This is a genomic window from Gilliamella sp. Pra-s60 (assembly GCF_009795755.1).
Classification (GTDB): Bacteria; Pseudomonadota; Gammaproteobacteria; order Enterobacterales; family Orbaceae; genus Gilliamella.
This window is the reverse complement of sequence record NZ_WTFA01000004.1, coordinates 167,251-178,841: the sequence shown is the minus strand read 5'-3', so window position 1 is coordinate 178,841 and position 11,591 is coordinate 167,251. Positions and strand designations below refer to the sequence as shown.

Sequence of the window (11,591 nt, the reverse complement as noted above, 5' to 3'; positions counted from 1 at the left end):
AATCCTGATCTATTTTAAATTATCGTAATTTCAAGGTTAATAACCCAATTAAAACCAACATTAATGAAATAATCCAAAAACGTACAATAACTCGAGGCTCCGGCCAACCTTTTAGTTCATAATGATGATGAATTGGTGCCATTTTGAATATTCTTTTGCCTCTTAATTTATATGAGCCTACTTGTAAAATTACTGATAAAGTTTCGATAACAAAAATTCCACCCATAATTAGTAATAAAAATTCTTGTCTTAATAAAACAGCAATAATTCCAAACACACCACCCAAAGCTAATGAGCCGACATCTCCCATAAAAACCATAGCAGGATAGGTGTTAAACCATAAAAAACCAAGGCCAGCACCAATAATTGCGGTACAGACAATCATTAATTCGCCACTAAATTTGATATAAGGAATATGTAAGTAAGCAGCAAAATTAACATTACCTGTTGCCCAAGATACAAGGGCAAAACCAGCAGCAACAAAAACAGTTGGCATAATGGCAAGCCCATCAAGTCCATCAGTTAAATTAACAGCATTCCCAGCCCCAACAATCACAATATAACTAAGTAGAATAAATAATAATCCTAATTGAGGCATAACATCTTTAAAAAATGGTAAAACGAGCACTGTTACTGTACTATCTTTTCCGTAAACATAAAGACCAAAAGCAACAATTAACGCAATAACTGATTGCCAAAAATACTTCCATTTTGCAATAAGGCCGGCACTATTTTTACGGATTACCTTTAAATAATCATCAATAAAGCCAATAATGCCATAACCAATTAAAACGAATAAGGTTACCCAAACATAAGGATTGCGAAGATCTGCCCATAAAAGTACCGATAATACAATAGATGCTAAAATAAGCACCCCTCCCATAGTAGGCGTTCCTTTTTTACTTAAATGTGATTCAGGTCCATCATGGCGAATAACTTGCCCAATTTGCAATCTTTGTAACCTATCAATAACTTTCTGACCAAAAAATAAAGAAATCGCTAAAGAAGTTAATAACCCCAAAATCGCTCTTACTGTTAAATAAGAGATAACATTAAAAAAGGTAAAATGTTTCACTAAATATTCTGATATCCACACCAACATAATTTTAATCCTAACGCTTTATTGCTTAATTTGAATTTTTTCGATGATTTCTTCCATTTTGGCACTACGAGACCCCTTAATTAACATAGTTAAAATTGGGTATTGACGTAATAACGTTAACAGAAAATTCACTGCATCTTGCTTATTATTAAAATGGTGACCCTCACAGCTATACTGGCTAATAAATCGGCTTAATTTCCCTATACTTACTACACAATCAATCTTTTCATCACGGGCAAGTTCACCTATTTGTCGATGATATTTTTCAGATTCAGGACCTAGTTCCCCCATATCACCAACTACCAAAATTCGATAGCCAGGTTGTTTTGCCAACACTTTTACTGCTGCTGACATTGAGCCAACATTGGCATTATAAGAATCATCCCAAATTAATTGGGTTTGATTTAACCTTATTGGGAATAACCGACCTTTTACAGGTTTTAAAGAGGCTAAACCTTGTTGTATCTGATTAAGTGTTGCACCAACAGAAAGCGCTAAAGCTGATGCCGCGATAGCATTTGAAACATTATGTAATCCAATTAGAGGTAATATAATTGAGCATTCGCCATTCGGCGTATGTAATGTAAAGGTTGTACTTTCAGCATATTGAATGTTACTTGCATAAAAATCAGCCGAAAAATTAGATAACGAAAATGTCCAAACGGTTTTATTTGCTAACTGAGCAAACCATTTATTTGAGCAACTATCCAAATTAATGATAGCAATACCATCTTTAGATAAACCTTCAAAAATCTCACCTTTAGCCGCCGCCACACCGTCAAGTGAACCAAACCCTTCAATATGTGCCTCAGCAATATTATTAATTAAAGCACTGTGTGGTTTGACAATATTTGTAGTATAGGTAATTTCACCGATATGATTTGCTCCTAATTCTATTACAGCAAACTGATCTTGCGTGGTTAATCTTAATATTGTCAATGGCACGCCAATATCATTATTAAAATTACCCTGCGTATAAAGAGTTTGTCCACAATTTTGCAAAATTGCGGCAGTCATTTCTTTAACTGATGTTTTACCGGATGATCCTGTAAGTGCAACAATTTTAACCATACTTTGCTGGCGTACAAAATTAGCAATTTGACCTAAAGCTAGTCGAGTATCTTTAACGACAATCTGAGGTATTGTTTTATCAAGTTTACGATCTACAATCACAGCTATAGCGCCATCTTTAATGGATTGTTCAGCAAAAGCATGTCCATCAAAATTATTACCAACAAGTGCAACAAATAAAGACTGTTTAGCAATTGTTCTGGAATCGGTACAAATAGAGTCAATAATACAATTTTCGTCTTGAATATGATAAGAGTCACCATTCACTACTTCTTTTATTTGTTTAATTTTTACTGGAATCATAATCGATTCTCTACTCCTAAAAGTTGTTTCACTGTTTCTTGGTCTGAGTAGCGATATTTGGTTTTACCTATTATTTGATAATCTTCATGTCCTTTACCTGCAATTAAAATCACATCATTTGGTCCTGCTTGCTTTAACGTTTGTCCAATAGCTTGCACTCTATCGGTAATTATTTGTACATTATTAGTATGATGTAAACCTTGCTGAATGTCGTGAATAATTTTCATTTCATCTTCGGTTCGAGGATTATCATTGGTTAGTACAATTTTATCAGAAAATTGTTCTGCGATTTCTGCCATTAATGGTCTTTTCCCTGTATCCCTATCACCACCACAACCAAAAATTACCCATAATGTTCCTTGACAATGAATTCGGCTTGCCTGTAACGCTTTTTGTAATGCATCAGGGGTATGAGCATAATCAACAATGACTGTAGGGCCATTATTTTCATGCAATACTTCCATTCGTCCACAAATTGGTTTAAGAAAACAAGCCATATTTACAACAGCAAAAAAAGGATAATCAAGCGTTAAAAGTGTTGCAATAGATAGCAATAAATTAGAAACATTAAATTCACCTAATAATTGACTATTGATAATAGCATTACCCCAACTTGAATCCATATGAATTTGAGCTCCTTTATCATGATATTCGATCATCGAAACACCAACATAAGGCCTGTTTAAAGACTTCAACTGACGTAATGATTTAGGCTGACATGATACCGCCGTTACCTCTGGAAGTTTATCAATCCATCGTTTACCATATTTATCATCATAATTAACAATTGATTTACCCGAACTTAAAACTTGTTTTTCTTTTTTATCGGAACTAAATAACGACCATTTTGCTTTTGCATATTTACCCATAGTCTTATGGAAATCAAGATGATCACGACTTAAATTAGTAAATACAGTTGCAGAACAATTTAGCCCCTTAACACGCCCCATCGCAAGCCCATGCGAAGAAATTTCCATCGCTACAACATTAACCTGTTTTTTTACAAAATCAGCTAATAAGGATTGTATATCTATTGCTGATGCCGTGGTATTAATAGATGATTCAAGTTTGTTATAAATTCCATTACCAATGGTACCTAAAATAGCCGTTTTGTTATTGAGTAATGTTGTACACTGAGCAATAAGTTGGGTCACGGTTGTTTTACCATTGGTTCCTGTTACCCCAATTACCGATAATTTTTTTGATGGAGAATCATAAAAATCATTAGCAAGTAATGATAAACGCTGTGAAAGTTGGAATACACTAATTTTGGGAACCACTGATTTATTATCTTGCTCAAGATACTCAATATTTAAGTTATTTGATTTTCGATTTGTTTCAGTTATAACAACAACCGCACCTGCAGAAATGGCTTGAGGAATAAATGCTCGTCCATCAACAGTATGCCCCTTGATAGCAACAAACACATCACCTTTTTCCACTTTGCGACTATCAATACGTAAATGATTAAGCGGAAAATCGTCTAATTCTAGATAACGATTTCCACCTAATAATTCAAATAATGTCTTAAATGTGCTTATAGCTATCATTCTCTACCTATTAATAAATAATCATTTGACCATCAACTTGACGATCGGGTTTTACATTCATCGTTCTTAATACTCCCCCCATAATACGGCTAAAGACTGGTGCAGAAACAGCACCGCCGTAATATTGGCCAGCCTTAGGGTTATCAATAACAACTACAAGGGAATATTTAGGTGCTGTAGCAGGAGCTATACCCGCAGTATAAGCCAAGTATTGATTAACATAGCGCCCTCCAGATAACTTTTTAGCTGTTCCTGTTTTTACACCTACACTATAGCCAGGAACGGATGCTTTAGTCCCCCCGCCAGTCACAGCTACGGCTTCCATTAATTGAACAACTTTTTTAGCAATACTTTCTTGTACAACTCGCTCACCTTTGACAGGTTCAGTTACTTTCAAAATTGAAACAGGTCGGTAAATACCATAACTCCCAATGGTTGCATATGCTCTTGCTAATTGTAATGGAGTGACACTTAATCCATACCCGAAAGCAAAAGTTGCTCGTTCAATATCAGCCCACTTTCTAGTTCTATCTGCAGCAATTGAACCACTTACTTCACCACCAAGACCAAGCCCTGTAGGTTGTCCTAATCCAAAGCGGCTATAATACTCAACTAGTTCACCAGGTTGCATTTGTAAGGCTAATTTACTGACACCTACATTACTTGATTTTTCTAAAATACCAGCTAAATTCAATGATTTTTGATACGATACATCTTTAATTTCATAACGATTAACTAAAAATGGTCTAGTATCAACAATTGTATTTAGATCTGCAATTTTTTTCTCCAAAGCAGCCATCACGACTAATGGTTTCACTGTAGAACCCGGTTCAAATGCATCTGTTACAGCACGATTCCGTAGTAAGCTATAATCAATCGATGAGCGATTGTTGGGATTATAAGATGGATTGGTTGCCATCGCCAAAATTTCACCGGTATGCACATCAATTAAAACTGCAGTACCACTATCCGCTTTATTAAATTCAACTGCTTGACTCAATTCACTATAAACTAAAGATTGTAAACGTTCATCAATACTCAATGTTAAATCTGATGCAGCCTCACTATCTGTACGTTCTAATTCTTCAATAACACGTCCAACGCGATCTCGTCTAACAGTTCTTTGTCCTGACTCACCAATTAACCATTTATTAAAACTTTTTTCGATACCTTCAGAACCTTTTTCTGTTCCATTTTCGTCAATATCGGTTAAACCAATTAATTGTGCTATATTTTCTGCTGCTGGATAATAGCGTTTAGATGTCTTTGCAAATGAGATTCCAGGTAATTTCAATTTTTTTAAATAGTCTGATATTGTCGGAGTTACTTGTTTAGACAAGTAAACAAATCGCATTGAAGGATTACTCAATTTTTGCTCTAATGTCGACATTGATAAGTTCAGTGTTTTAGATAATCCTTGCCACCGAACATCATCTGCTTTAACGCCTCCTTTTTGCAAAACAATTTTAGGATCTGCCCAAACATCAAACATTGGCACACTTACAGCTAATGCACGACCATTACGATCGGTGATCATTGCTCTTGGAGCTTCCATTTCTTGGTGACGAATCGAGCGTTTGTTTCCTTCATCAATAAGTTTATCGGGTTCAATAATTTGCAACAATGCCATTCGAACTATAAGACAAATAATAGCAAAAATAATAAAACCATATACAATGTAAAAGCGACTGGGCGTAAAAACCTGCTTCCTACCATTTATATTTTTAATTCTATTTTTTCTATGTTTAGAGACAGGTTTCATTGTTTACTCTTTATCACAATAACTGTTTCATTTTGTGGTGTCACATAAGACATACCTAATTGAACTTTTGCTTTATCTTCAACACGTTTGGGATCAGCAAGTACGTTTTCTTCAATAACAAGATTTCGCCATTCGCTTTCTAAAACATCTTGTTCTAATAAAAGTTGCTCACGCTCAAATAGCTGTTTTCTAACCTGTTGGGTTGTTATTAATACCGCACCAGCAGAAATAACAATCATTACAAGTAATAACAATGAAAGTTTTTGGTGACCAAACAAATCACTAATAATTAAACCCACTAAACTTTTGCTTGGCCTTTTTTGTATATTTTTATCACTATAAATTTTTTCTTGTAAAGTATCATTGTTTTGATTACTGTCCATTTTTTCTTTCTGCTACCCTTAATATTGCGCTTCGAGAACGCGGGTTATTTTTAATTTCAATAGCACTTGGTTTAATCTTACCAAGGGATTTTAATTTAGAATCACCATATTGTTTAATTTGCTGTTGTGTCAAAGGTAATCGAGTCGGTAAATCAGGACCTTTACTTTGCTGACTAATAAATTGTTTTACAATTCTATCTTCTAAAGAATGAAAACTAATAACCGCTAATCTTCCTTGATTTGCAAGCACTGATAAACTACTATTTAATGCTTGCTCAACTTCTTCCAATTCACTATTAATATAAATACGAATAGCCTGAAAACTACGTGTAGCTGGATGCTTATTTTTATCTTTTCTTGGCGTTGCTTTTTCAATTAAATTAGCTAACTCCAATGTACGAGTGATCGGTAAAACTTTATTTTGTTCTACAATTGCCCGAGCAATACGCTTAGCAAATTTCTCTTCACCGAATGTTTTTAACACCCATGTAATATTTTCTTCATCACTATTCAACAACCATTCACTTGCCGTTAAACCTTTATGGTTATTCATGCGCATATCAAGTGGTCCATCACGCATAAAAGAAAATCCTCGTTCAGGATCATCAAGTTGCGGAGATGAAACTCCCAAATCTAGCAAAATGCCATCAATTTTTCCCAATAGAGCTAGCTTATTAATATATTGATATAGATTTGAAAACTCACCCCGAATAAAAGTAAATCGAGGATCCTCTATTTGTAAAGCGACCTGCTCAGCATGTTCATCACGATCAATGGAAATTAATCGACCTTGTGCACCAAGTTGTTCAAGTATTAAACGAGAATGACCTCCTCGTCCAAAAGTGCCATCAACATAAATGCCGTCTTTTTTTATATTTAATGCGTTTACTGCTTCGTTTAACAAAACTGTTTTATGTTGATAATCCATCAATCTTTTACTCTTATTAAATAGTTAAATTTTTCAAATTATCCGATAAATTTTCAATATCCGTTGGTAATGCGGCAATATCGTCTTTAATTTGTTGATACCAAATTACCTCATCCCAAATTTCGAATTTATTAGATTGACCAACAAACATTGTATTTTTTTCTAATTTAGCATAAGTACGTAACGTAGATGGCAATAAAATTCGCCCTGAATTATCCATTAAACACTCAGTTGCATAACCCAATAACAGTCTTTTAATTCTACGTTCAGCATCAACAATCGTTGATAATGTTGCAAGCTGTTGCTCTATACATTTCCATTCAGATAGGGAGTAAAGGGTTAAGCAAGGGTGGTATAAACCAATTGTGCAAACCATACCTTCAGATAAAGATTCACGGTAACGAGTGGGAATAGCCAACCGTCCTTTATTATCTAAATTGATTGAAATTGCACCGCTGAACATAAAAATTCCATTATTTGTAAATTTCACATTAATTTTTAATTTTTAAAAATCAATAAATTAAAAATTAAATTCTTTTCACCACTTAATCCCACTTTTTACCACAAAATTTTATAAAATAATAGATATTTGATAAATTAATTTATAAAGGTTTAAAAACGCATCCTATTATCTTTTTTTTGAAAATGGGTTTATAAGAAAGGAATAATGAAAGGTTTTGCCGACAAGGATCGGCAAAGAAAAACTCAAGATACAGTCCAAAACCCTGTTACATTAACTTTGTTCTGCTGTAAAACTGCACGAATAGGCATTTGATTGATATCATTACCTTTTTCGGCTTGTTCTAATACATTCAATTTACTTTCACCAACTAAATGTAGATAAATATTTTTACTATTTAAAATTGTTGGTAGCGTTAATGTAATACGATCAAGTGGTGCAGTTAATGGGGTCATACCAACAACTTTTTGACCAGATTTCATATCTAAACCGGCTGCTAAATTAGCAGCATCAGGGAATAATGATGCTGTATGACCATCTTCGCCCATACCTAAAACAACTACATCAAATGGCATCGGAATTTTATCCAACATTTTATTAGTCATTTCTGCACCATCAAATGGATTATCATAGCTGTTTTTCAAACCAACAAAATTCGCCAATTTTGCTTTATTTTGTAATAAATGTGTCATTACTAATTTTTCGTTGCTAGCATCATCACTATCATCGACCCATCTATCATCAACCAATGTAATAAAAACTCGACTCCATTCTAAATCTTGTTGACTCAGTGAGGTAAATAATGGAATAGGTGTTTTACCACCCGAAACAGCAATAGATGCATACCCTTTTTGTTCAACGGCTTGTTTTAATTCATTGATAATATGTGAAGTTAAATCTTCGATCAGTAACTGACCATTTTGATATTTATTTAACGTGAACATAGTTATTTTCCTTTATTCAAATTCGTGCCATGAGTGCCCGTCTTTGGTAATTAAAGCAACCGATGCGACTGGCCCCCAAGTTCCGGCTTGGTAAGTTTTTGGTGGTTCATGTTCTGTTTCCCAAGCACTAATAATTGTATCAACCCATTTCCATGCGGCTTCAACTTCATCACGGTGAACAAATAATGCTTGACGCCCTTTCATAACTTCAAGCAATAAACGCTCGTAGGCGTCAGCACTCTGTTGGTGAAAAGTTTCGCTGAAACTTAAATCAAGTTTTGTTGTTTGTAAATTATGAGTGCTATCCAATCCTGGTACTTTATTTAGAATTTCAATATCCATTCCTTCATCAGGTTGTAACCTAATCGTCAATTTGTTTTGTGGTAGTTCTGGATAAAATTCACTAAATAAATTAAGTGGTAACGGTTTAAAATAAACAACGACCTCAGAACATTTACTTGGTAAGCGTTTACCTGTACGTAAGTAAAACGGAACGCCTGCCCAACGCCAGTTATCAATATCAACTCGAATCGCAACAAATGTTTCAGTATTACTTTTTTGATTCGCACCATCTTCTTCTAAATAGCCAGGCACCTTAACACCATTAACAAATCCTGCAGTATATTGACCTCGAACTACTTTTTCTCGAATATTAGTTTTATCAATTGGCCTCAGGGCGTTAAGCACAGCTATCTTTTCACTACGTAAGCTATCATCTTCAAGGTTAGCAGGTGGTGACATTGCAATCATAGTTAAGATCTGCAATAAATGATTTTGCACCATGTCACGCATTTGACCCGCTTTATCAAAATATCCCCAACGCCCTTCAATACCAACTTGTTCAGCTACAGTAATTTCAACATGATCGATAGAATTACGATCCCAAAATGAAGCAAATACTGTATTTGCAAAACGTAAAGCTAATAGATTTAATACTGATTCTTTACCTAAGTAATGATCAATACGATAAACTTGCGATTCACTAAAGAATTTAGCCACTGAATCATTGATTTCACGAGATGACTGTAAATCTGTTCCAAGTGGTTTTTCCATCACAATACGGTTTTGTAATTGATTTAATCCAGCAGTAGCTAAACCCTGGCAAATCGTCCCAAAAGTCCCTGGATGCATTGCAAAGTAGAAAATAGCAGGATGATTTGAATCAAGTTTATTCTTTAACCCTTCAAAACCTACGCTATCATTGACATCTAATTTATGAAAATCTAATCGTTTAGAAAATCGTTGCCAAATACTATCATCTAACGGTTCTGGCATAAACGAAGTTAACGCATCTTTTGCTACCTCACAATAAGCAACATGATCCCAATCAGCGCGTCCTACACCTAAAATTTTGGTTTGTTCAGGTAGTTTTCCATACTTTTCTAATTGATATAAAGACGGTAGTAATTTTCGTCTTGTCAAATCCCCTTTAGCACCAAAAATAACTAAATTACAAGCTGGGATATCAGACATGGCTTTCTCCTAAAATGGTATAATGTAATTATTCTATTATGTTCGATATCTGGTGTATACCCAATTAATAGGGTAAATCATAGTAATAGGTACTATTCTATTAACTCTAAAACAAAAAGGTCACCTTTGGGTGACCTTTTGCTTGAAACGAGTAATTAAATGATATTCCAATAAATAAATTATGCTCGTACAAAATCCATATGAACTAATTTTGGTTTAAATGCATGACGTTGCACAGCTTGTACTTTTACTTTAACAGCTTTACCATCAACTTCAACGGTTAAAACTTCAGAATAAAATTCTGGTTTTTCTTGCATATTAAAAACTTGGTTGTGATCAAGTACAACAGAGATTGCTGGTTCACTACCACCATAAATAATTGCTGGAAATTTACCAGCGTGACGCAGGCGGCGGCTCGCACCCTTACCATGCTCTTTTCTAACTTCAGCTTTAAATGTAAACATATTAATTTCTCTTAATTATTTAAATATAGAAACCAATTACAGGCGACCCAGTAACTGGCTATTAAATTAGTACTTTTAAAAAAAGTGTCGTAGATTATAGAGTGTTATGCTCGTAAACGCAATCAATTAATCATATTAAAGACAGTATAAATATTGATTGCATCATACAACATATAATACGAATCAAATATTTAAATTAGCTCTATTTTAAAGCCATAAGTTGATTTCTTATTTGGTGACAATTTCAATGGTTTTGTGATACAACCCGCTTCAACACAAACCATCGATTTATACTCATCATTGCCGAAATCGGCCATTGATTTAGCTTTATTTATCCATGGGTTCCAAGTGACTACATCACTTACATTAGTGTTGGTTAGTTGGATTGTTCGAGCACCATCAGTTATTGTTATTCGATTACCTGCATCGGTATAAATACGATCGACCTCTTGATTAAATGTTAATTCACCTACAGTTACTGGTTTGTTTTCAACAGCTAAACGTTCTTGATAAGTATCACCTAACCCTTTAACTACAACATGATCAATATTATCAATACCAAAATAGGTATGTAGAGCACTAGTTACATCAAAATCTGCTGAGCAACTTAAAGTAACTTCACAGCTTTTACCTAGATGAAGACTTAATGACACAGAGAAAGGTTTGTTACAATAAGATTCTGTTTGTTGACTATTAGTAAGTGATAAAACAAGATCAACGCCATTATCGTCTTCTTCACAAGAATCTAATTTCCATTCAACAAGGCGCGCAAAACCATGAGTTGGATTACCTAATTGACCAAACCATGGCCAACAAACAGGAACTCCTCCACGAATGGCTACATCTTTTTTAAAATGGGTATTATTGCTTAACCAAACAACGGGGGTTTGCTCACTAGAGGGTTGCCAAAATAATAAGTGTGCACCTTGTAATGTAACTGCTGCACAACAGGTTTTATGCTTAATAACTAAAGTTGAGAGCTCACCATAAGACGATTGTTTTACTGATGAGCTTAGTGGCACACCTGATAAGCTACTATCTAAAATCTTTTTATATATACTCATACTTACTCCTAAATAACAAATTTAATTAATATAAAAATTTATTAAGAATTGTACGCTTTTTAAGTCAATAATAAAAACGCAATAGAT

Annotated in this window: 11 protein-coding genes; all 11 read right to left on the bottom strand. The window is 34.3% G+C overall.

Annotation, left to right across the window (positions count from 1 at the left end; genetic code table 11):
- Positions 1-19 precede the first annotated feature (19 nt).
- A complete protein-coding gene (gene mraY, locus GQ596_RS05150; protein ID WP_160400608.1) occupies positions 20-1,102 on the bottom strand; it encodes a phospho-N-acetylmuramoyl-pentapeptide-transferase in 1,083 nt (360 codons plus the stop codon).
- A gap of 18 nt (positions 1,103-1,120) precedes the next feature.
- Entirely contained in the window at positions 1,121-2,476 is a 1,356-nt protein-coding gene (gene murF, locus GQ596_RS05145; protein WP_160400607.1) for a UDP-N-acetylmuramoyl-tripeptide--D-alanyl-D-alanine ligase, read from the bottom strand.
- On the bottom strand, positions 2,473-4,026 hold the full coding sequence (murE, locus tag GQ596_RS05140) for a UDP-N-acetylmuramoyl-L-alanyl-D-glutamate--2,6-diaminopimelate ligase (RefSeq protein WP_160400606.1): 1,554 nt from the start codon (positions 4,024-4,026) through the stop codon (positions 2,473-2,475). Before murE ends, murF begins: the two co-directional genes overlap by 4 nt.
- Before the next feature lie 10 nt (positions 4,027-4,036).
- Positions 4,037-5,788, bottom strand: a complete 1,752-nt coding sequence (gene ftsI / locus GQ596_RS05135; protein ID WP_160400605.1) for a peptidoglycan glycosyltransferase FtsI — start codon at positions 5,786-5,788, stop codon at positions 4,037-4,039.
- Positions 5,785-6,171 carry a cell division protein FtsL gene (ftsL, locus tag GQ596_RS05130; RefSeq protein WP_160400604.1) on the bottom strand — a complete coding sequence of 129 codons (387 nt, stop codon included), beginning with the start codon at positions 6,169-6,171 and terminating at the stop codon, positions 5,785-5,787. Before ftsL ends, ftsI begins: the two co-directional genes overlap by 4 nt.
- Positions 6,161-7,099, bottom strand: coding sequence for a 16S rRNA (cytosine(1402)-N(4))-methyltransferase RsmH (rsmH, locus tag GQ596_RS05125; protein ID WP_160400603.1), 939 nt, complete (start codon positions 7,097-7,099; stop codon positions 6,161-6,163). The genes ftsL and rsmH overlap by 11 nt, the downstream gene beginning before the upstream one ends.
- Positions 7,100-7,115: 16 nt before the next feature.
- Positions 7,116-7,562 (bottom strand): division/cell wall cluster transcriptional repressor MraZ, encoded by a 447-nt coding sequence (gene mraZ, locus GQ596_RS05120; protein ID WP_160400602.1) that lies wholly within the window; start codon positions 7,560-7,562, stop codon positions 7,116-7,118.
- Between the two features lie 242 nt (positions 7,563-7,804).
- Positions 7,805-8,503, bottom strand: a complete 699-nt coding sequence (gene pgl / locus GQ596_RS05115) for a 6-phosphogluconolactonase (RefSeq protein WP_160400601.1) — start codon at positions 8,501-8,503, stop codon at positions 7,805-7,807.
- Positions 8,504-8,515: 12 nt separating this feature from the next.
- Positions 8,516-9,976, bottom strand: a complete 1,461-nt coding sequence (gene zwf / locus GQ596_RS05110) for a glucose-6-phosphate dehydrogenase (RefSeq protein ID WP_160400600.1) — start codon at positions 9,974-9,976, stop codon at positions 8,516-8,518.
- Between the two features lie 179 nt (positions 9,977-10,155).
- Positions 10,156-10,440 (bottom strand): 50S ribosomal protein L25, encoded by a 285-nt coding sequence (rplY, locus tag GQ596_RS05105; protein WP_160400599.1) that lies wholly within the window; start codon positions 10,438-10,440, stop codon positions 10,156-10,158.
- Between the two features lie 191 nt (positions 10,441-10,631).
- The gene (locus GQ596_RS05100) at positions 10,632-11,504 is read right to left on the bottom strand and encodes a D-hexose-6-phosphate mutarotase (protein ID WP_160400598.1); all 873 of its coding nucleotides are present in this window, start codon (positions 11,502-11,504) and stop codon (positions 10,632-10,634) included.
- Between the last annotated feature and the right edge of the window lie 87 nt (positions 11,505-11,591).

Excerpts from the sequence above, each read along its gene's own strand:
- mraY (WP_160400608.1), bottom strand. The coding sequence starts at position 1,102 with ATGTTGGTGTGGATATCAGAATATTTAGTGAAACATTTTACCTTTTTT.
- murF (WP_160400607.1), bottom strand. The coding sequence starts at position 2,476 with ATGATTCCAGTAAAAATTAAACAAATAAAAGAAGTAGTGAATGGTGAC.
- murE (WP_160400606.1), bottom strand. The coding sequence starts at position 4,026 with ATGATAGCTATAAGCACATTTAAGACATTATTTGAATTATTAGGTGGA.
- ftsI (WP_160400605.1), bottom strand. The coding sequence starts at position 5,788 with ATGAAACCTGTCTCTAAACATAGAAAAAATAGAATTAAAAATATAAAT.
- ftsL (WP_160400604.1), bottom strand. The coding sequence starts at position 6,171 with ATGGACAGTAATCAAAACAATGATACTTTACAAGAAAAAATTTATAGT.
- rsmH (WP_160400603.1), bottom strand. The coding sequence starts at position 7,099 with ATGGATTATCAACATAAAACAGTTTTGTTAAACGAAGCAGTAAACGCA.
- mraZ (WP_160400602.1), bottom strand. The coding sequence starts at position 7,562 with ATGTTCAGCGGTGCAATTTCAATCAATTTAGATAATAAAGGACGGTTG.
- pgl (WP_160400601.1), bottom strand. The coding sequence starts at position 8,503 with ATGTTCACGTTAAATAAATATCAAAATGGTCAGTTACTGATCGAAGAT.
- zwf (WP_160400600.1), bottom strand. The coding sequence starts at position 9,976 with ATGTCTGATATCCCAGCTTGTAATTTAGTTATTTTTGGTGCTAAAGGG.
- rplY (WP_160400599.1), bottom strand. The coding sequence starts at position 10,440 with ATGTTTACATTTAAAGCTGAAGTTAGAAAAGAGCATGGTAAGGGTGCG.
- GQ596_RS05100 (WP_160400598.1), bottom strand. The coding sequence starts at position 11,504 with ATGAGTATATATAAAAAGATTTTAGATAGTAGCTTATCAGGTGTGCCA.